This window comes from bacterium (assembly GCA_030697795.1).
In the GTDB taxonomy this organism is placed as follows: Bacteria; Patescibacteriota; Minisyncoccia; order JACQLN01; family JACQLN01; genus JACQLN01.
Genome location: JAUYOV010000001.1, coordinates 101,408 through 121,603, shown reverse-complemented (window position 1 = coordinate 121,603; position 20,196 = coordinate 101,408). Strand labels below are relative to the sequence as shown.

Genomic DNA, 20,196 nt, shown 5'->3' with positions numbered 1-20,196 from the left:
TTTGCCAAAACTTCGTCCGCATTGAAGCCCCACGCACTGCCCGAATACTTGGAGGGCAGAACCCCGAAAGAAAAACACCCTTTCCTTTTTCAAAAGAAATTTCACCCCCGCCAAATCAGAAATGCAAGGAGTGTTTTTTCTTTCGGGGTTGCTGGCGTACTCGCCAGTGCGGGGGGCTTTCCCCGAGCGTACGCTTCAGTTTTGCTTCACCACGCACGCGGAGCGTGCGAAGTCATTACCTCACTTTGTTTTGGAAATAGGTGCGAGTTTGGTACAATAGAGACACAAATAAATTTAGCCATCTTTAGATGGGCAAATTTATTTTATGGGTTAAGATTCGAACCTGTGAAAGGGGTCGGGAAAACATTTGTTTTCCCGTGGCGGAAATATTAAAACCGAAGGGTTTTAAAGAGTCCTGAATGATAATGAAGGACGATAGGTTCTAGCGAAGCGGAATCCTGCCCGCCGCACAGAGTAGGACAGACCGAGGCAAAAACCTCGGTTTTGTCTTTGTTTGCCTCACTATTTTTAGGTTCGAACGCTTTGTTTTCGGCTTTTGCAAGAAGTAAGTATTTTTTGAATACTTCTATTGATTGGACACTTAAACAGAATGTTCAAGCCAAGCTTCGGGTTTTGGTAAAAAAACTGTTAAATAAATATAAATATCCGCCAGATAAGCAAGAATTAGCTACCAAGACGGTTCTAGAGCAAGCAGAGGTTTTATGTAAAGATTGGAGCGGAGATGGGAAATAATAAAAGGCTAATGCTTTTGTGTTAGTTAACAATTTGGTAATATGTGAACAAGAAATAAAACAATTTAATAAAAAGTAGCCTAAACCTTTAGAAATAAAGGCATGGCTAGATTAAGACCCAATGACGACACTGAACCACACGTTCAGCAACTCGTCATTGGGCTATACCCGAAAGGATATAGGATCGCAAGATCTAGCTAGCGTGTGGTTTTGTGGTTTAAAAGCTACACGCTAGCCCTAAAAAGGTTGGCTTTTTATTTAGTGGAATTTATTAATAAATAATTAAAAAATTATGACAAAAAACACAGTGGGAACAATAGCAGGAGTATTCGCATTCTTATCAATATTCCTATGGGAATTCTCAATCTTTCCTCTTGTAGCTCTAGTACTAGGAATTTGGGGTGTAGTAAATGCAATTAAAGAAGATACTCCAAAAGCGATGGCAATTTGGGGAATTGTGGGAGGTTTAATATTTCTAATAGTTCGAATCACTCAACTATAAAATATGAAAAACAAAGAATATGGAATCTAAATATAAGATTTTTATTGCTGGTATTTTTATGCTGCTTATTTTTGGAGGTATAAAAATAAACAATTATTTTTATAATCAAGAAAGCCAAAAAGATTTAGCAGTTCTTCAAGAAAAAGAAAAGTTAACAAAAAATACTGCACTAATATTACAACCATCTCCGCCAAAGCCCTTTGTTTTGCAACAACCAATACCACCAGCTCTGCCACCATCTCCTTCCACAGATTTCGTTTGTAAGAGTTTTGATTATACTCGTTGGTCTCTTTGTACAACAGATGGAACTCAGTCACGGGTTATAACAGCGGCATATCCGAATGGATGCATACTTACAGATGCTCTATCTGTGCAACAGCAGAAATGTCAGTATACTCCTCTAGATACTTCTTTTGAGGATATTGTTAATAAAATGGTTGGGCAAATTCACGATGCTCCTGATCAAACAATAACTACACAATATTTTGCCGGACATTCCGATGATGTTTATATTACAACTAATAAGTGGAAACTATCGTCAGATGGCACGACACTGTTTTTTGAGGGTACATCTAAGAACCGTGCCACAGAAGTTATAACTGATCACATTATTTTAGCAGATACTAATAAAGATTTCCGTCCAGATATGTATTCCAATAATGGTGATAATTGGTATAACCTTGCCAACCAAGACTCTGATCTTGTACTAAATTACACCACTGTTTGGGCAGTCGCTAGTGCCTATTTTGGATCATATTTATTAAATTATTAATCATTAACAAACATGCAAATAATCATATGGATTTTAGGAGCAGTAACAGTGTATCGTTTATGGGGAAGTGTTACATGGCTTTCAATAGTTGTTATTCTTTTAGTATTAAGTTACTCCGTTCTTCCAGACGAACAACAGGAACAAAATAAAACAGGGATGTTTTCTACTGCTACCGCAGTACGGCTCATGTGGACTTTTATTCCAGTAGTAATTATTTTCATATATTCTTTGTTTAAATAAATTTTATGGGTATATTTTCTAATTTTAAAATAAACTCTTTAAGAAAAAAGATAGAAGGTAATTATGAATCCAGATTAGAGAAAATAGCTTTAGATCTAAAAAATTTGCCGCAGGATCAACGATTAGGACTTGCTGCTAAGCTTGGTTTTTTGCTTCAGGCAAGTGCTTTTGCAAAAATAATGAATCATGCGTTGTTTCACCCCGATTCTGGTATTTTTATGAATGACGTTAATAATTTAAATGAAAATAGGTTTAATTTACTGTATCAAGCAATGGTTATATGGTTTTCATGGATACAGATATCATTGGATTCAGAAGATAAGAAAAATCAAAAAGGTATTAATTTTTCTATTGATTCTCTTGAAACTGGTTTAGGGATAAATCGACTTGTTATTAAGGTTTATTACGATGGACTTGCTAGTAATATCAGTTTAATAAATTTTGCTCTTTACAGATGGTGTATGTTGGCCGTAGACCACACTGATAACTATTACGAAACGATGCACGAAAACAGTCCCGATTGTAAAAAATTTATTGAAATAGCTAATTTAGCAAAAGAGGAAGCCGAAAAAGCACTAGATTAAAATATGAAAAACAAAGCCATTATCGTTATAATCTGTATTCTTTTAGCGGGTTTAGTTTGGTATGCAGTGGATAGCTATAAAAAATCTGCGGGAGAGGCGGCTACGGGCACTACAGAAGTAGATTTAAACCCTAACCCAACATCAATATTGCCTTCAGATTATTCGCTCGGCTTTGTTGAATGGTTTGTGTTTGGACCCAACAAACTGTACGGATTCAGCAGTGATGAGGTATATGAAAAAATACCAGAAGGCCAAATAAGAAGCATTGAGCTTGCTGGTGAATCGTCAGAATATAACAGGGTAACCTTATCAAGCACACTTACTACACAAGACTGGTATGTAAAAGAAAACCAATCAGCTAGACTACTTGTTTCTGATGGCACAAAGCCAATAGTGCTTAAACTATCAGATGGTAATAGTAAAAAATCATGGACAAAAGATATATCTTCCTATCAGCCATTCGCAAATATCCTCTATGTTTGGAGTATAATGCCTGATTATAGATATAAATTAGAAGAGTACCCTTTGGCATTTTGGTTGAGATATAACATTGCAAACGCTGACGGATTCACACAAGTATTCACGCTATTTAAGATAGAACCAGATGGCACATTACGAGAGGTAAAGACATTTGAGGGCAGGAATGGATTTGTATATTACGATGTTAAGAATGGTACATTTTTAGTCGGCGAATCCGCAACTGAAGATCCACTAAACGGGTTTCTTGGTCACGAGAAAACCTATATCATAAAATATTCCGCTTCCACTTTCAAACAAATTTCTGACCAAACAATAGCTAATGTCTACTGGACGGACGAATGGCTAAAGTGGAATGATTAGAATGGCTGTTATAGACCTTTAAGAGGCTAAAAGCGTATTAACTAAGAGCTTGAGGCAATTTCCATAATTCTATGGCGTTCTAGTAGTTTTTGTTCTATTATACAGGTTCGTATAGCTTCCAACCCTCGGCACCAATACAGAAATCAACGCCACCTTAGCTCAGCGGTAGAGCAACACTTTTGTAAAGTGAAGGTCCTCGGTTCAAATCCGAGAGGTGGCTCAGATAAGAAAAATATGGACAAAAAATTTAATAGAACAAATGCAGTTTTGTTAGCTTCATTTTGTGTTTTTGTTTTCTTTGTTGGTGTTTTAATTTTTCAACAGGCGAGAGGCAGTGATTATACGCTTAACCGAAGTGATGTTATAAAATTTTTTACCGAAAAAATAAACGAAATTGCGCCAGATAAGCCTGTATCAGATGGCAAGTGGAGTGTAACTAGATTTCGTTTTGTAAACGAAAATAATGTCTATGTTGAATATGAAGATGGCCATATTACCAGAGCTTTTTTACTTTCGCTAGAAAAGAAAATAGGTTCGACGCCAGATTACAAAATAATAGGATTTTTTGAGCCAGGGGCTTTGGGTTATACTTTATTAGCAGGTGAAGATAGGTTTAAAGATAAGCCACAGGAAGTTATGGAATATAATCAAACGGTCGGAAAATGGATTAAAGTTAACTAAGCGACACCAATACGCGAATGCACTCGAATGACCAAATAAAATTCGTAGGTTCGTGTCTATTCGTAATTAGTGTCGGTTATATATGAGTCAAGAAAGTTTAATAAAATTAGCTTGCACAATTTGTAAACGTATCAATTATTGGACACGAAAGAATAAAAAGAAGGTTACAAAAAAGATAGAACTTAAAAAGCGTTGCAAATGGTGCAGAAAGCAGACCCCTCATAAGGAGAATAAGTAGTTTTGTTTCTTAATATTAATCTGCTATAATAGGTTATGTAACCTTTATGGCATATTCAATTAAGATAAAAGAAAAAGCTTTATCTCTGCGTACTAGGGGCTATTCTATAAGCGAGATTCATAATAAGCTGAGTGTTTCTAAGGGTAGAGTTTCGGAATGGGTACGAGATGTGAATTTATCTGATAAATCAAAATTGCGTCTTTTAAATAAGGTTAGATTAGGAGTAATTACATCGGCAAAAAACAAGAAGGCAAGAACACAAAGGATTATAAATTCTTTACTCTCCAAAGCAACCGATGAAGTTGATACTATAAATGTAGATAATACCAATTTATTAAGACTTTTTTGCTCATTAATTTATTGGTGCGAGGGAGGAAAAGATCATTACTCTGGAGTACGTTTTACAAATTCGGATCCACAGCTAGTAAAAGTTTTCTTAAACTTGTTTAGAAAATCATTTAAGATAGACGCTGAAAAGTTTAGAATTTGTGTTCATTTACATGAATATCACAATGTAAATAGACAGTTGAATTTCTGGTCAAATATAACCGATATTCCTTTAAAACAATTCATTAAACCGTTTAATAAGCCAAATACTGGCAAGAGAATAAAAGAAGGTTATAATGGTTGTGTGTCCGTTAGGTATCATAGTGTTGAGGTGGCTCGTCAGCTTTTAGCCACGGCACAGGCCTTTTTTATAAAACAAGGGGCAGTTGCAATCAAATAATTTACGGGCGTAGCTCAATTGGTAGAGCGCTTGTCTCCAAAACAAGAGGTTGCAGGTTCGAGACCTGCCGCCCGTGCCTTAAGTGATGTTTAAAAATTTAAAACATATTAGGTTAATTATATTTGGGTTAATAGCATTAACTCTTTTTTCTTTTTATATAATTTCTAGAATTATTTCGCCTCAATTTTTAGATGGTAAAAAAGAAATAGCTATTAATAAAGGCGAAAATTTATTAGAGATTGCTGGTAATTTGGAAGCCGCTGGGATTATTAAAAGCAAGCTTTCTTTTATAGTATCGTCCATATATAGAGGCAGTTACGCTGCATTAAAAGCGGGGCAATATATTTTTGAACCCGGTTTAAATTTACGCCAAATTTTAACAAGAATAGAAAATGGTGAAGCACTTTTTGGCAGCGATGAGGTAGTTGTTATTATTCCCGAAGGCCTAACTTTAAAAGGTATAACCGAAAGATTAAAAGAAGCTGGTTTTAAAGATGCTGAAGATCTAACAAGAATTAAGGCTGTTTCTTTAGCAGAGACTTTTGATTGGCTCAAATTGTCGCCGGCCAAAAATGATACGCTAGAGGGTTTCTTATTTCCCGATACTTACAGATTTTCTAAAGATGCCAATGCCCAAGAAATTGTTATAAAGATGTTAAACAGGTTTGATGCTAAAACCAAAGATATAAGGGATGTTTCTGGAAAAAAGTTTTATGATGTTTTAAAAATGGCCTCAATTTTAGAAGAAGAAGTTTTGCCAAGCGATATGCCCATAGCTTCGGGTGTATTATGGAAAAGGTTAAGCATAGGTATGCCGCTTCAGGTTGACGCCACGCTGGTTTACGAACTAGGCCGTCCCATAAAAAGATCGGATATTGATACTCTAGATTCTTTATATAATACGTATAAAAACAATATTTTACCGCCCACACCAATTTCTAACCCTGGGCTGGTGTCTTTGCAGGCCGCGCTGTATCCAGAAAAATCCAATTATCTTTATTATCTTTCTAAACGTTCCGATAAAACCACAGTTTTTTCTGTTACTTTTGAAGAACATAATTTAGCTAAGGCTAAATATCGTTAGCTAGACTCAAAAGCCCCGTAGGGTTTATAATCTACAGATGAATATAAAAATTTATTCAACTCCAACCTGCGCCTATTGCCACGCCGAAAAGGAATTTTTAAGAGAGCATAATATTGAATTTCAAGATTTAGATGTTTTTTCTGATGCTAAGGCTAGGGAGGAAATGATACAAAAGACTGGCCAATTAGGTGTGCCGGTTACAGATATAGATGGGAAAATAATTATTGGTTTTGATAGGGCGAAAATTTCTCAGCTTTTAGGTTTAAAATAATTTATGTTCGATCTAATAATTATTGGCGCTTCGGCGGCTGGCCTTTCGGCTTCCATATACGCCGCGAGGCGCCGTTTGAATTTTAAAATAATAAGCGCGGATGTGGGTGGTGAAGTGGCAACTTCGGGCGAAATAGAAAACTGGCCCGGTATTATACATACCGATGGTTTGGAGCTCTCGGATAGGTTTAAAGAACATGCTAAGGCCAACAATGTGGTGATAGAAGATGGCAAATGGGTTAGCGAAATTAAACTTGTCCGCCCAGAAGGTGGGAAAGAAAACAATTGTTTTTTAATTTCGGGCAAAAACCCAGATGGCTCGGTTTTCCAAGAAAAAGCTAAGTCTGTTTTGGTGGCTACGGGCGTACATTCTCGTGAGTTGAATATTAGTGGCGAAAAAGAATTTAGAAATAAAGGTGTTTCTTATTGTACGGTTTGTGATGGCCCGCTTTTCTCGGGTCAAATTGTAGCCACAGTAGGTGGAGGTAATTCTGCTTTAGAATCAGCCATAATGCTTTCGGAAATTGCCAGCCAGGTTTATCTTATAAATAAAAATTCATATTTTAAAGGAGAACAGGTCTTAATAGACAAAGTTTCTAAAAACTCTAAAATAGAAATCGTTTACGAAGCTATGACCTCGGCTGTTTTAGGAGACAGTTTTGTAAGTGCCCTAGAATATAAAAATAAATCGGGTGAGACTAAAAAAATAGAAGTTAAGGGTATTTTTGTGCATATTGGCCAAATACCAAATAGTTCATTTGTTTCGGGTGTGGAATTAGATGAAACTAAACAAATAAAAGTTAACTTGCGTGGCGAAACTAATATTGCTGGTCTATTTGCCGCGGGAGACGTAACCAATATTCCCTATAAGCAGATAGTTATTGCGGCGGGGCAGGGAGTATCCGCTCTATTGTCGGCTGTTGATTACCTCAACAGGAACCATTAGGGTATAATTACAGCATGAGGCTTGCTATAAATGGCTTTGGCAGAATAGGGCGAAGTTTTTTTCGCCAGGCTTTTAATAATTCCGAAATAGAAATTGTGGCCATAAACGATCTGGGTGATATAAAAAATTTAGCCTATCTTTTGCGCCGAGATACTATTTATGGGGAATATGAAAAAACTGTTGATGTTCGTAGTAATCAATTGGTGGTAGATAGCCATAATATTTTTGTTTTTAGCGAAAAGGATCCGGCAAAATTACCTTGGCAGGATTTAAATATAGATATTGTGGTGGAATCGACTGGAGTTTTTAATACTTCGGAAAAAGCTAAGGCACATTTAGATGCTGGGGCAAAAAGAGTTGTTATAACTTCTCCAGCCGACGCCAATACGCCACATATTTTGGCAGGTTCTAATAACGATAAATTGACTCGTGAGTTGAACCGGATAACTTCGGACGCTTCGTGCACTACAAACGCTGTTGTACCGGTTTTAGATATTTTGCAAGTCAATCCCGGAATTAGAAAAGCGATGCTAAATACCGCTCACGCTTATACGGCCAGCCAAAGTTTAGTGGATGGGCCGGGGGGCGGAAAAGATTTTTTACGTGGCAGAGCCGCCGCGCAAAATATTGTGCCATCGCACACCGGCGCGGCTGATGCGGTTATACGTTCGCAACCATGGCTTAAAGATATTTTCGAAGCCATAGCAGTTCGTGTGCCAGTTATAGTTGGCTCACTGGCCGACTTAACTTTTGTAGCAGGACGCCGAACAACAGTTGAGGAAATTAACGATATTTTACGCAAAGCCGCCAAGCAACCAAAATGGCAGGGAATTTTTACGGTTAGCGAAGAGCCGTTAGTCTCGTCTGACATAATCAAAAACCCTCACGCCTCCATCGCCGATTTAACTCACACCAAAGTTGTGGGTGGCGATATGGTTAAAGTTCTGGCTTGGTACGACAACGAATGGGGCTATTGTGGTAGTTTGATAAAACATATTTTGAATTTAAAGGGTCTGCTATAGCCAGTTTAGTATCTTTTAAAAAACGGCTTATTTAGGCCGTTTTTTAGCTGTTTGATACTCGCTATTGACAATATATGGGGCGATATGCTATGATGTAGACATCAAAAAAGGATGGTACCCTAACAACTAGTCCCCAAAGAAGGAGGTGAAAAAATGAGAACCTACGCTCGGATTCTCGGAGCGTTACTCATGATCGTCCAAATCTACATCATCTGCGCCGACAGGTTGCTGGTGGTGCAGGGACGGTCTGAAGAAACTGCTATCGCGGTAATCATAGCTCTGAATACCGCGATGGGTCATTCGCCCTGGGAAGCGTGGGTGGTCTACTTCATCCCAATAGTGATCGGGGTGATGGCGGTTTTCATGCCACAATACGTTCGACGGCAAATCTGACCTAAATCAAGGAGGTTGATGTGAAACGGAGTGTGTATGTGTCTACTTGCGGTTGCAAGCTCAATAAGAATTTTGAGCCTGTGGAACTCTGCTCTGTGCATGCTGCTTGGGCCAAAGTGGAAAATGAGATGTCCCCGGAAGAGCGTGCACAGGTAGCTAGTGGTCGTGCTAGTTACAGTAATATGATGACCAACCGCATGCTGGATCCAGATGCATGGTTTGGAAAACCATAGGAGGTATGTGGTATGAAAAAGAAAGCAACATGCGCAGGATACACCTTGTTTTGCGAACCTAGTACTGAACATTTTGGATTCGCTAAGATTCAAGGCAACAGGGAAAATTATCAAGGAGGATATCCTCTACGGTTTGGACCATTACCTCTCTTCCGCCGTTGGTTGAAAGAGAAAGGCATCAAAGAAGAAATCCAAGAGTTTTTCACTTGATTTGTGATATAAGGCGTTGCGACAAAAAAGTCGTAGCGCTTTTTTAATAACTATCAATGTTCAATCTCGATACGGCTCTCGGCGAAAGTCGGGGGCTTTTTTAATGAACACTCGGTGTTTAATAAAGTTTAATAAATCCACTTTTAATGTGATCGCCTTAAAAGTGGACAAGTGGTTTATTTTATTTAATAGATGCAAATCGGAAATTCACTAGCGGGATTTTTATTTTCTCAAAACGTTCACTTGTCTGTTTATATTTTGCCTTAGGCACTCCTCTTTCCTCCATTATTTATTACTATTACTTTATGTTAACAACTATTCAACGATCGTGAAATAAGTGTTAACATAAAGATAACATCAAAATATCAAGACCAAGTAGGGTTTACATCTAATTAGGGCTTATGTCAGAAAGAAAAACATCTTTAACGCATCTCATATTGGAAAAGTTTCAAGAAGCTGGTGAGCTGACTCTTGAAGCAATATTTCCTAAAAGTCGCATCGAAGGCAAAATATGGCGGCAAGTTTTGGGGTTGCCAACAGGTTATGAATTTTCTTCCCGAACTTTCTCCGTTATACTTTCCCGCCTAAAAAAACAAGGATTGGTTAGTAGGACGGGTTCACGCAAAAAGTCACTATGGTCAATAACCCAACAAGGCAGAGATTCGTTTAATGTGGTTGATCTTGGTTTGCCAAAGGAAGATGGTGTGGCCAGGCTGGTAATGTTTGATATTCCAGAGTTGGAAAGGAAAAAACGTGATTTGGTTCGACTTGAGTTAATCGCTTGCGGATATAGACAATTACAAAAAAGTGTCTGGATGGGTTATAGACCTTTGCCTGAAGGTTTTATAGTATTATTGGATAACTTGAAGTTAAAGAATAAGGTTCAAATTGTTAGTATCAATAAACTAGGTAGTTTAGAAACTATTTAATTTTATTTACATTTTTATGTTAACAAACATTATACGATCGTATGGAAATTGTTAACATATTTTTTATTAGGATATGTTAAATATGCTAGAATCTTAATATGATTTATATTGGTTCAGATCATCGAGGCTACAATTTAAAAGAATATTTGAAAGGTTATTTAACTGCGGCGAAAATTCCGTTTAAAGATTTAGGCAATCATAAATTTGATCCGGAAGATGATTATCCGGATTTTGCTTTTAAAGTTGCCGAGAGAGTTGCCGAGAATGTAAAAGAAAATTTTGGTGTTATGATATGTGGCTCGGGTTTAGGCATGGTGGTGGCGGCTAACAAAATCAAAAACATTCGAGCGGGTTTGGCGGTTGACGAATGGTTTGCTAAACATGGTCGTGAAAATGACAATTTAAATGTTTTAGTATTATCGGCCGATCAAACTGACTTTAGTTTGGCTGAAAGGATTTTGAAGGCGTTTTTGGTAACTAGGTTTATTAACGAAGAAAAGTATATTAGAAGGGTAGATAAAATAGAAAAGAAAGAAGAAGAGAATTTTAAATAGTATGAATATAATTCCTGCAATATTAGAAAAAGAATGGCTAGAAGTTGAAAAGAAGATAAAGTTGGTAGATAGTTTAACCGAATATATTCAACTGGATATTTCGGATGGTTTTTTTACGCCCGTAGAAACTTGGAATAATCCCAGCGATCTTTCGGGTTTAAATTTAAAATCAAAAATAGAGGTTCATTTGATGGTAGCTGATCCTATAGCAGAAATTGAAAAATGGCAGGCAAGTCCAGCGAGCCGTTTCGTGGTTCAGGTAGAATCTTTAAAGAGTGGCAAACCTCCGAGGTCTGCCACAGATAAGGAAATAGTTTTGGCTTTTAAAGTAGAAACTCCGTGGGCGCCGTATGCCGATATGGTTCAATCGGCTGGCCGAGTTTTATTTTTAAGCGTTGAAGCGGGTTACCAAGGGCAAGAATTTAATGAATCGGTTTTAGAAAAAATAAAAACTTTAAAACAAGTAATGCCGAATGTGAACATAGAAGTTGACGGGGGAATTAATTTGGAAAATATATCTAAGCTCAAGGAACTAGGCGTAGACTCTGCGGTGGTAGGTTCGGCTATATTTGAAAGCACTGATCCCAAACAGATGATTGAGAGGTTTAAAAATATAGCTTAAATACTGGGCTTTGGGGTTGGGTTGACAAATATATATCTAGTAGTGTATAATTAAAACAATCTAAATCATGGATTGTTCATTCTGATTTATCACAGTGGAGGAAAATATGTCTGGAACAATGATTCGTATAGTAGAAACTATTTTTGAGTTGGGCACAATAAACCACCAGAAGGCAGTAGAAGAAGTTGTTATCCAAATGCTACGCTTAGGAGCTTATGTAGATTCTGCAGTTACTACGGCAACTCCAGCGCCTCCACCTCGTGAATACATGATGTTGAGGATCACGACCATCGTGTTCACTCCCTCCTAAGTTGTGATCTTGTTTCACTAATCCCTGGCGCATAACGTGCGCTGGGGGTTTTATTTTGTTAAAATTAAAGCGTAGTTCGGTTTCACTCACTATAAAATGGAAGCGCTTCATGAAACTAAATTAAAACAACTGGAGCTTAAGGCAAACCAAATAAGGCAAGATCTTATTAAAATGCTTTTGGAAGCGGGTTCGGGGCATTCAGCTGGTCCGTTAGGTATGGCCGATATTTTTACGGCTTTGTATTTTCATATTTTAAAACACGATCCTAAACATCCCGAATGGCCGGCGCGTGATCGCTTAATATTATCTAACGGTCATATTTGCCCAATACGTTACGTGGCTATGGCGCATGCGGGTTATTTTCCCATTAGTGAACTTAAAACCTTACGTAAGCTCGGTACGCGCTTACAAGGGCACCCACACAGATTATCTTTACCCGGTTTAGAAACAACATCTGGTCCGCTCGGGTCAGGTTTATCTCAAGCCTCTGGTATGGCCATGGCTTTTAAAATGGATAACCTTCCAAATCGCGTTTACTGTGCCATGTCCGATGGCGAACACGATGCTGGCCAAACTTGGGAAGCAGTTATGTTTGCGGCTAAATATAAATTAAATAATTTAGTTGGAATAATAGATAGAAATAATATTCAAATAGATGGTTACACCGAAGACGTAATGCCGTTAGATGATTTAAAAGCCAAATATGAATCTTTTAATTGGTATGTTTTAGAAATTGATGGGCATAATATTCGCGAATTTGTGGATGCGTGTGCCAAAGCCGAAGCCATACACGAAAAACCAACTGTAATTATTGCACGAACCATTCCGGGTAAGGGCGTAGATTTTATGGAGAATAAATTTGAATGGCACGGTAAACCGCCCAACAAAGAAGAAGCGAATATTGCTTTGCGGGAATTAAGAACATTGCAGGGGCAGATAGAAGCAGGGCATATTGATTAAAAATTTCTAATGACAAATTTCTAATTTCTAATCAAATCCAAATGTCTAATGACTAAATTTTGAAATTAGATAATTAAGCATTAGGCATTGATTAGATATTAGTAATTAGGTATTAGACATCACCCGATGAATCCTAATGCATATTTAGTAAAAGATATTTTAAAACCAGAACAAAAACCAACCCGCGATGGTTATGGCGATGGCTTAGTTTTAGCTGGAGAAAAAAATAAAAATGTAGTGGTATTGTGCGCCGATTTAACCGAATCTACTCGTTCTTTAGCTTTTCAAAAAAAGTTTCCCGAAAGATTTATAGAAATGGGCGTGGCCGAACAAAATTTAGCTTCGGTGGCGGCAGGATTGGCTCTTGCCGGAAAAATTCCTTTTATATCTTCTTATGCCACTTTTAGCCCGGGTAGAAATAACGAACAAATTAGAACCACGATTGCTTACAACGAAGCCAATGTAAAAATTGCAGGCGCGCACGCTGGCATATCAGTCGGTCCAGATGGCGCTACGCATCAGGCTTTAGAAGATATTGGGCTTACACGAATGATGCCAAATATGAGAGTGGTTGTGCCCTGCGATTACGAAGAAGCTAAAAAGGCTACAGTGGCCTCGGCAGAATTAGTGGGGCCAGTTTATTTACGTTTTACACGCGAAAAAAGCGCCATGATTACAACTTCTCATACCCCTTTTAAAATTGGCCGCGCTGAAGTTTTTAAAGATGGAAAAGATGTTGTAATTTTTGGTTGTGGGCCATTAATTTATAATGCAATTAAAGCTTCAATAGATTTAGAAAAAGAAAGAATACAAGTAGCGGTGGTAAATATTCATACCATAAAACCTTTAGATAAAGATACAATATTAAGATATGTTCATAGCGCGCACGCTGTGGTTAGCGTAGAAGAACATCAAATATATGGCGGGTTGGGTAGTGCCATTTCCGAGCTGTTAGCCAAAGAAATGCCAGTACCGATGGAATTTATTGGAGTCAGTGATAGTTTTGGGGAATCAGGCAAACCCGAAGAGCTTATAGAAAAATATGGCATGGGTGTGGAATCAATAAAAAAAGCGGTTAAAAAAGTGCTATCGCGTAAGTAATTATTCTCATCTTGAAGTCTTAATGGGTTATGTGTTAAAAGTTTAGATGTACTGTTCTTTTGAATAAACTAAAAGGAGGGTTTATGGATACAATCGTAAAGATTGACCGCTCTTGCCCTTTTGATCCAGCGTCTTTTTCGGGCTTGGGTAAAGACTGGAGCCTAGGCGAAGAAGATGAATGTTCTTTAAGCCTTACCGAGATAAATCTTACCAATATTCGTTTGGAAACCTGTTTAAAAGATAAAGAAAAAAGAATTGATGGTAATGAAAGAATAAAACGTCTAAAAGAACTGGGTCGGGTTCGGTTTGATATTAAGATTTTTCAAACTTTTTGGAAAAATAAAGATCTTATTCCACAAGAATGGAAAAATAAGGTTGATGGCCGTACTTTGTTTGTTTCTTTTGATGGCACTGAACTTTATGGTCCAGATGGCCGCCTATACACAGTGTTTCTTTTTTGGAGTGGTAAGAGGTGGCGGTGGAGTCCTGGTAGCATTGAAGGTTCTCGGGGTTTTAACGAGCCTTCTGCTGTTCTTATAAATACTTCCTAGTTAAACTGTTCACGAAGAACGCAATTAATATGGGTCGGTCTTATAAAAGACTGACCTTTTTCTTTTTATTTGTTAAAATTAAGGTATGTACGATGTGATTACCATTGGCACGGCCACACGCGATGCTTTTGTCAGAAGCCATGAATTTAAAAGAGCTTCCTCGTTTAAGTTTTTAACGGGTGAGGTTTTGTGTTTACCGTTAGGCGAAAAAATAGATATAGATGATATCGTTTTTGCTACAGGCGGCGGCGCAACCAATGCCGCTGTTACTTTTAGTAGGCAAGGATTAAACACAGCTTGTGTTTGTAAAATAGGCAATGATGTTTCTGGCAGAGAAGTTTTGCAAAATTTAAAGTCTGAAGGAGTCGGAACCAACTTTGTTATAGAAAATGACGATTATAAAACTGCATATTCTATTTTATTATTATCGCCCAACGGCGAGCGAACTATTTTGGTTTATCGGGGCGCCTCGGAACATTTTAAACCGGATGATGTTAATTTAAGAACATTAAATGCTAAATGGTTTTATATGGCGGGTGCTATGCCGCTAGATGTTTTGAATTTAATTTTAAATAAAGCCAAAGAAACAAACACCCAGGTTGCCTACAACCCGTCAAAATCAGAAATTAAAATGGGTCTCGATGGTTTAGGCGAGGTTTTAAAAAAGTTAGATGTTTTATTAATAAACAGAGAAGAAGGCGCGTATTTAACTGGGCTAGATTATAAAAAAGAGGATAAAATATTTAAAACGCTGGATGAATACGTAAGTGGAATTGTTGTTTTAACCGATGGCCACAAAGGTGCTTTGATTTCTGACGGTAAAAGTATTTTTGAATCTGGCATATTTAAAAATCAAAATGTTGTGGATAGAACTGGAGCCGGTGATGCTTTTGGTTCGGGGTTTGTGGCGGGTTTAATAGAAAAAAATGATATTCAATATGCTATAAGGTTAGCTAGCGCTAATGCTACAGGCGTGGTGGAAAGACTGGGCGCCAAAGATGGTATACTGACGAAAGATCAATTTATAAATGACAAAAGATGGCAAGATTTTAAAGTGAAAGTTAGATAATCTTAAATTAATTATGACGCCCAATCAAAAAATAGCTAGAATTCTTGGCATAACCGAAAAAACATTAGAAAATTTAGAACTTTCTTTACGGGAATCTACAGGCAAAACCGGTATTATAGAAAGGCTGTGTAACGAGAACGAAAAAATAATTGAAGAAACAATAAAGAAACTAAACACAGGCGACGACAGAAGTGCTGATCATACTCGGGGCACTTTGCAGAAAGCTATTTTTCAAAACGAAAAAGATTTTTTGGAATTTTTAAATACTGTTGAGGGTGCAAACGAATTTGAAAAAGCGGCCAATCTTTCAAGATCCTTGGTTAAGGTGGGTAAAGGCTTTTTTTTAAAGAAAGATTTTATAAAGGAAATATTTTTAAAACGAAAACCCGAAAATCTTTTAAACTATTTAGGCTATGCTACGGTAGAAGAAATTTTTGAAAAAGAAAATCTGCTAGAGGCTTTTAGTGCTTTAAGATTTGTAGAAAATAATGAATGGATGCATAAAACTTTTGAGGAAGCCTATAGTAATTTTACCGAGGCGGATTTTGAAGAAAGAGATATAGAAGTTAAGGTATTAAGCCCGAAGTGGCACGATATTGCCAAGAAATTTATAGAAAAGAAACATCATAATGTTAGCCATTTAAAAGAGTTTGGGGTTATTTTTTTGAACCCCATAACTATGGATGTGCCGGGAAAATTTTTAAGAGACTTTGCCTTGCTCTTGCATTATTTCCACGAAATAGAATTTTATTCAAAACTTTTTAAAAAATATTCTACCGAAGCAAATTTTGCGGAAAAGTTTAAATCGCTCTTAAGAGGAGATGTTAAAGAAGTTATGGATATAAAAGAAAAAAATGCTTGGCTTATTGTTCAGCGTTATTTAGTTAAAGAAAATTCTCAAGATCCGCGCCTTTTCCAGCCCAGAGTTAACCCGGAATCTATTCATTGGGCCAAAGGCGAGAGGGATTTGGTTGGTATATCGGAAAAGACAGGAGGCAAGGTGGATTTAAGTTTATGGTGGAATTTGGATTGGGTTGGCGGACTTTTTCAAGGGGTTAGCGGTGAAGAAGTTGTAAGTTTTGACTTAGAAGATAATGCCATGTCCTTGGTTTCTTTTATGGAAGGGAAAAAAGAAGCTTTAACTTATCATCAACGTGAGGCCATGTGGACCAAGATTTTTGCTGAATATTCAGGTGGGGAAGAAAAGCTAGAAAAATTAGTTTTGGACGGGTTTGATAAAGGATATATTATTTTGTAGTTTTTTGAATATTGTTTTTTGCGAAAATTATCATCCCTCGCAAGCGATATGGAGCCTCTCTATTTATATAAAAACTATTCTCCATAATGTTGCTCGGAATGATAATTTTCTATAATTTTGATGATTTTAAAAAATTTTTTTAATCAAGCAAATAAAGATCATTGGGCTATAGGGCATTTTAATGTCTCTAATTTAGAATTGCTTAAAGCCGTGGTGGAGGCGGCTAGGGAGGCAGGTTCGCCTGTTATGATTGGAACTTCCGAAGGCGAAAGAGCATGGCTGGGTTTAAAAAGCGCGGTGTCTTTAATAAAATCCTACCAAGAAGATTGGCCGAATATATTTTTAAATGCGGATCATACTAAATCGGTTGAGGCTATTTTTGAAGCGGTGGAGGCGGGTTACGATTCTGTGCATTTTGATGGCTCAAATTTATCTTTGAAAGAAAATATAAATGAAACTAGAAGGGCGGTGAGGTACGCTAAAAGTAAAAATAAAGATATTTCGGTGGAAGGTGAGCTAGGTTATTTAAAAGGCGACTCCCAATTAACTGGCAAAAAAATAGCTGTTACGCCCGAAGACTATACTAAGCCCGAAGAAGCTTTAAAGTTTGTTAATGAAACTGGGGTGGATCGGTTGGCGATTGTTATAGGCAACGTCCACGGTATAAATATTGACGAGCCAGAACTGGATTTTGAAATTTTAGAAGACATAAGAAAAGTTGTGCCTAAGCATGTTAGTTTGGTTTTGCACGCGGGTTCTGGCATACCCGATGCCGATATTAAAAAAGCTATATCTTTGGGCATAAGCAACATTCATATCAGCACCGAATTAAGAGTGCTTTTTAGAAAAGGGTTGGAGAGGCAACTCAAGTCTAATCCTAGCGAATACGCGCTTTATCGTTTAGAAAAAGAGGTCGTAGGTAACATCAAAGAGTTGGTAAGGCAGAAGTTAAGGCTTTTTGGGAGTATCAGTAAGGTCTGAAATCTGTCCAACACCTGGTGTTGGACAGATTAGGTGTTGGACAGTTTAGTCTATAAAAATATCTTGAATAGGTTTACTCTTAGCGCCGCTTTCCAGAGCATATTTTTGGTAGTCTTTGCTGTTTTTGAACTGATCCAAAACTATTGATGGACACAAAAATTCAGACCAGCGATTCTTTCCAACGTAGTCTTGAAAACTTGACCAAGGATATACTGTTTCTTTTTTATTCCAACTATAGATTTCAGAAGGATTGACATGAATGTAAGCTGATAGATGTTTTAAATATTTGTCTTTTTTAATATGTCTTGATTGAAATACACTCCCAAAAAGGTGCCCCGTTCGTTGATATTTTAGGTTGAAATATTTTGTATAACTGTTGCCTAAACGTTGCATAAAATTTGATATCCCATTTTCTAAGTTTTCTTTCAAAAGTAAATGATAGTGATTTGACATCAAACAAAAAGAAACCAAATCAATGGTCTTTTTTTCTAAAATCTCTTTAAACTCCTCTTTGTCAAACATCTGGTGTTTGACAAACGGCACTAATCTGGAAACTTGGGGTATGTGGACATTACCCTGAAATATTATAAGTGCGGTCATAAATCTCCAATAATCATCGCTATTGAGGAATATATTTCTTTTGTCTGTACCGCGACTATAAATATGATAATATTCACCAGGCGCAAAAAGATGTTTTCGAATCATACTTATATTCTATCATATTCTGTCCAACACCTGGTGTTGGACAGAATTGGGTGTTGGACAGAGTGTAAATTAAACAGTAGAATTTATATTGATGGTACTCGAGTTTAAATATGCTTATCTAGTTCTTACTATCCCGTTTATTGTTATATGGGTTTTATTTTTTATATTTAGCAAACGAACTAGATTTGAACAGCTTGTTATGAGTTTTTTACTTGCTCCTGTTGGACCTATTTCAGAAATGTTATATTTTATAGATTACTGGAAGCCAGAAAGTATTTTGTTCACTAATATAGGCCCTGTAAAGATATTTTTTGAGGATTTATTGTTTTGTTTTTTGGTAGGCGGGATAGGTTCTGTAATATATGAAGCTATTTTTAGAAAACACCTAAGAAGAATTAAAAAAATAAATTATAAAACAAGCTTGGTTGCGATCTTAATAACCGTTTCGGTTGTTTCGTATCTGTTATTTAAAATTGGAGTTGATTCTATTTTTTCTACCTCAATCGCCGCTATTTTAGGTACAGTGTTAATAGTTAGCCAGAGAAAAGATTTACTACTGGATTCTATATTTAGCGGTGTCGGTGTTATGTGTATTATGTTCCTTTCTTATTTTTTACTATCTTTGCTTGTTCTAAATGTTGATGAGTTACTTAGAAGAGGATGGTTATTATATGAATCTGGTTTAGATATAAGAATCATAAGAAACATTCCACTTACCGAAATGGTTTGGGGTTTTTCGTGGGGGATGTTAATTGGACCACTTTACGAGTTTGCTAGGAAGAAAAAACCTACTTAGATAGGCTTTTAGCTGTATATAATGTATATTGATGAACCCGTTGATTTTTGTTGGGGTCAATGCTAAGCTAAGCCCAGCTGAAAAGGCTGTTTTTTTATCTCATAAAGAGGTAGGGATTCAGTCAAACTATCACTATGTCTAATACTATTAAAGTAAAAATAAGAGAAAAAGGAGGTGTAAATCAATTACGCCAAGATGGTTTTGTACCGGGTGTGGTTTATGGTCGTGGCGTTAAAAATACAAATGTTTTTATTGAAGCTCCTATATTAGAAAAAGTTCTCCAAAAAGCTGGAGAAAGTACTCTTTTAGAACTAACTATTGAGGGTGACCCCTCGACTTCGCTCGGGGCAGGCAAACCTAAACACGTTTTAATTCACGACGTACAAAGAGATCCTGTAAAAGATAATCTTACGCATGTTGATTTTTTAGAAGTTAGTTTAGATAGAAAAATTAAGGCCGAAATTCCACTTTTGTTTGTGGGCGATTCGCCAGCAGTTAAAGAACTTAATGGTACTTTAATTAGAGGTATACAGCACGTAGAAGTAGAAGCTTTACCCCAAAATTTACCACATAATATTGAAGTTGATATTTCGTTTATAAAAACTTTTGAAGACCATATTAAAATAGCCGATCTTAAAATTCCGGCCGGCGTTAAAATATTAGATAATAGCGAAACTATTTTGGCTTCTGTCATCCCACCCCGTACTGAAGAAGAATTAGAATCTTTGAAGGGCGATGTGGTGGAAGATGTTACTAAAGTTGAAGGCGTGGTTAAACAGGAAACTCCGGCGGCTGAAGCTGATTCTCAAGAAAGTAAAAAACCAGCTGAATAATTTTTGCTATCATTCGCTCGCCCAGCGAGCTCG

At 37.0% G+C, this 20,196-nt stretch carries 26 protein-coding genes, 2 tRNA genes and 1 pseudogene; 28 read left to right on the top strand and 1 reads right to left on the bottom strand.

The annotated features are described in order from the left end of the window. Nucleotides 1–579: 579 nt before the first annotated feature. The 26 genes and pseudogenes from Q8Q95_00710 (at nucleotide 580) to Q8Q95_00585 (ending at nucleotide 17,829) form a co-directional block, all read left to right on the top strand. Nucleotides 580–753 (top strand): annotated as a pseudogene (locus Q8Q95_00710) (DUF3387 domain-containing protein). Nucleotides 754–1,273: 520 nt separating this feature from the next. Continuing rightward, nucleotides 1,274–2,026 carry a hypothetical protein gene (locus Q8Q95_00705; GenBank protein MDP3764127.1) on the top strand — a complete coding sequence of 251 codons (753 nt, stop codon included), beginning with the start codon at nucleotides 1,274–1,276 and terminating at the stop codon, nucleotides 2,024–2,026. 12 nt (nucleotides 2,027–2,038) lie between these two features. Then, the gene (locus Q8Q95_00700; protein ID MDP3764126.1) at nucleotides 2,039–2,266 is read left to right on the top strand and encodes a hypothetical protein; all 228 of its coding nucleotides are present in this window, start codon (nucleotides 2,039–2,041) and stop codon (nucleotides 2,264–2,266) included. Nucleotides 2,267–2,271: 5 nt separating this feature from the next. Continuing rightward, entirely contained in the window at nucleotides 2,272–2,850 is a 579-nt protein-coding gene (locus tag Q8Q95_00695) for a hypothetical protein (GenBank protein MDP3764125.1), read from the top strand. A gap of 3 nt (nucleotides 2,851–2,853) precedes the next feature. After that, nucleotides 2,854–3,690 carry a hypothetical protein gene (locus Q8Q95_00690; GenBank protein ID MDP3764124.1) on the top strand — a complete coding sequence of 279 codons (837 nt, stop codon included), beginning with the start codon at nucleotides 2,854–2,856 and terminating at the stop codon, nucleotides 3,688–3,690. A gap of 148 nt (nucleotides 3,691–3,838) precedes the next feature. Further along, a tRNA-Thr gene (locus Q8Q95_00685) sits at nucleotides 3,839–3,910 on the top strand. A gap of 14 nt (nucleotides 3,911–3,924) precedes the next feature. Next, the gene (locus Q8Q95_00680; protein ID MDP3764123.1) at nucleotides 3,925–4,371 is read left to right on the top strand and encodes a hypothetical protein; all 447 of its coding nucleotides are present in this window, start codon (nucleotides 3,925–3,927) and stop codon (nucleotides 4,369–4,371) included. A gap of 82 nt (nucleotides 4,372–4,453) precedes the next feature. After that, on the top strand, nucleotides 4,454–4,609 hold the full coding sequence (gene rpmG, locus Q8Q95_00675) for a 50S ribosomal protein L33 (GenBank protein ID MDP3764122.1): 156 nt from the start codon (nucleotides 4,454–4,456) through the stop codon (nucleotides 4,607–4,609). 46 nt (nucleotides 4,610–4,655) lie between these two features. Continuing rightward, a complete protein-coding gene (locus Q8Q95_00670) occupies nucleotides 4,656–5,336 on the top strand; it encodes a hypothetical protein (GenBank protein MDP3764121.1) in 681 nt (226 codons plus the stop codon). A 3-nt stretch (nucleotides 5,337–5,339) separates the two neighbouring features. After that, nucleotides 5,340–5,412: transfer RNA gene (locus Q8Q95_00665), tRNA-Trp, on the top strand. A 9-nt stretch (nucleotides 5,413–5,421) separates the two neighbouring features. Next, a complete protein-coding gene (gene mltG / locus Q8Q95_00660; GenBank protein ID MDP3764120.1) occupies nucleotides 5,422–6,420 on the top strand; it encodes an endolytic transglycosylase MltG in 999 nt (332 codons plus the stop codon). A 37-nt stretch (nucleotides 6,421–6,457) separates the two neighbouring features. After that, nucleotides 6,458–6,691 (top strand): glutaredoxin domain-containing protein, encoded by a 234-nt coding sequence (locus Q8Q95_00655; protein ID MDP3764119.1) that lies wholly within the window; start codon nucleotides 6,458–6,460, stop codon nucleotides 6,689–6,691. A gap of 3 nt (nucleotides 6,692–6,694) precedes the next feature. After that, nucleotides 6,695–7,636 (top strand): FAD-dependent oxidoreductase, encoded by a 942-nt coding sequence (locus Q8Q95_00650; GenBank protein MDP3764118.1) that lies wholly within the window; start codon nucleotides 6,695–6,697, stop codon nucleotides 7,634–7,636. Between the two features lie 14 nt (nucleotides 7,637–7,650). Beyond that, nucleotides 7,651–8,658 (top strand): glyceraldehyde 3-phosphate dehydrogenase NAD-binding domain-containing protein, encoded by a 1,008-nt coding sequence (locus tag Q8Q95_00645; GenBank protein ID MDP3764117.1) that lies wholly within the window; start codon nucleotides 7,651–7,653, stop codon nucleotides 8,656–8,658. A 153-nt stretch (nucleotides 8,659–8,811) separates the two neighbouring features. Beyond that, on the top strand, nucleotides 8,812–9,051 hold the full coding sequence (locus Q8Q95_00640; protein MDP3764116.1) for a hypothetical protein: 240 nt from the start codon (nucleotides 8,812–8,814) through the stop codon (nucleotides 9,049–9,051). 245 nt (nucleotides 9,052–9,296) lie between these two features. Then, the gene (locus tag Q8Q95_00635) at nucleotides 9,297–9,494 is read left to right on the top strand and encodes a hypothetical protein (GenBank protein ID MDP3764115.1); all 198 of its coding nucleotides are present in this window, start codon (nucleotides 9,297–9,299) and stop codon (nucleotides 9,492–9,494) included. A 401-nt stretch (nucleotides 9,495–9,895) separates the two neighbouring features. Beyond that, the gene (locus Q8Q95_00630) at nucleotides 9,896–10,423 is read left to right on the top strand and encodes a hypothetical protein (GenBank protein MDP3764114.1); all 528 of its coding nucleotides are present in this window, start codon (nucleotides 9,896–9,898) and stop codon (nucleotides 10,421–10,423) included. Between the two features lie 98 nt (nucleotides 10,424–10,521). Beyond that, nucleotides 10,522–10,977, top strand: a complete 456-nt coding sequence (locus Q8Q95_00625; GenBank protein ID MDP3764113.1) for an RpiB/LacA/LacB family sugar-phosphate isomerase — start codon at nucleotides 10,522–10,524, stop codon at nucleotides 10,975–10,977. Between the two features lies 1 nt (nucleotide 10,978). Next, a complete protein-coding gene (locus Q8Q95_00620; GenBank protein ID MDP3764112.1) occupies nucleotides 10,979–11,599 on the top strand; it encodes a HisA/HisF-related TIM barrel protein in 621 nt (206 codons plus the stop codon). A gap of 106 nt (nucleotides 11,600–11,705) precedes the next feature. Then, the gene (locus Q8Q95_00615; protein ID MDP3764111.1) at nucleotides 11,706–11,909 is read left to right on the top strand and encodes a hypothetical protein; all 204 of its coding nucleotides are present in this window, start codon (nucleotides 11,706–11,708) and stop codon (nucleotides 11,907–11,909) included. A 96-nt stretch (nucleotides 11,910–12,005) separates the two neighbouring features. After that, nucleotides 12,006–12,869 carry a transketolase gene (locus tag Q8Q95_00610; protein MDP3764110.1) on the top strand — a complete coding sequence of 288 codons (864 nt, stop codon included), beginning with the start codon at nucleotides 12,006–12,008 and terminating at the stop codon, nucleotides 12,867–12,869. Between the two features lie 126 nt (nucleotides 12,870–12,995). Further along, nucleotides 12,996–13,970 carry a transketolase C-terminal domain-containing protein gene (locus Q8Q95_00605; GenBank protein MDP3764109.1) on the top strand — a complete coding sequence of 325 codons (975 nt, stop codon included), beginning with the start codon at nucleotides 12,996–12,998 and terminating at the stop codon, nucleotides 13,968–13,970. Nucleotides 13,971–14,053: 83 nt separating this feature from the next. Continuing rightward, nucleotides 14,054–14,521 carry a hypothetical protein gene (locus Q8Q95_00600; GenBank protein ID MDP3764108.1) on the top strand — a complete coding sequence of 156 codons (468 nt, stop codon included), beginning with the start codon at nucleotides 14,054–14,056 and terminating at the stop codon, nucleotides 14,519–14,521. Between the two features lie 85 nt (nucleotides 14,522–14,606). After that, entirely contained in the window at nucleotides 14,607–15,590 is a 984-nt protein-coding gene (locus tag Q8Q95_00595; GenBank protein MDP3764107.1) for a carbohydrate kinase family protein, read from the top strand. A 13-nt stretch (nucleotides 15,591–15,603) separates the two neighbouring features. Further along, a complete protein-coding gene (locus tag Q8Q95_00590) occupies nucleotides 15,604–16,848 on the top strand; it encodes a hypothetical protein (GenBank protein MDP3764106.1) in 1,245 nt (414 codons plus the stop codon). A 120-nt stretch (nucleotides 16,849–16,968) separates the two neighbouring features. Further along, complete coding sequence (locus tag Q8Q95_00585; protein ID MDP3764105.1) at nucleotides 16,969–17,829, top strand: class II fructose-bisphosphate aldolase; 861 nt, start codon at nucleotides 16,969–16,971, stop codon at nucleotides 17,827–17,829. 45 nt (nucleotides 17,830–17,874) lie between these two features. On the opposite strand, the gene Q8Q95_00580 is transcribed toward Q8Q95_00585, so the two are convergent. Next, complete coding sequence (locus Q8Q95_00580; protein MDP3764104.1) at nucleotides 17,875–18,534, bottom strand: transposase; 660 nt, start codon at nucleotides 18,532–18,534, stop codon at nucleotides 17,875–17,877. Nucleotides 18,535–18,625: 91 nt separating this feature from the next. Here Q8Q95_00580 and Q8Q95_00575 point away from each other — a divergent pair, with 91 nt between their 5' ends. Together Q8Q95_00575 and Q8Q95_00570 are read left to right on the top strand one after the other, a co-directional pair. Continuing rightward, nucleotides 18,626–19,330 carry a lycopene cyclase domain-containing protein gene (locus Q8Q95_00575; protein ID MDP3764103.1) on the top strand — a complete coding sequence of 235 codons (705 nt, stop codon included), beginning with the start codon at nucleotides 18,626–18,628 and terminating at the stop codon, nucleotides 19,328–19,330. Between the two features lie 134 nt (nucleotides 19,331–19,464). After that, nucleotides 19,465–20,163 (top strand): 50S ribosomal protein L25, encoded by a 699-nt coding sequence (locus tag Q8Q95_00570; protein MDP3764102.1) that lies wholly within the window; start codon nucleotides 19,465–19,467, stop codon nucleotides 20,161–20,163. The last annotated feature ends 33 nt before the right edge of the window (nucleotides 20,164–20,196 follow it).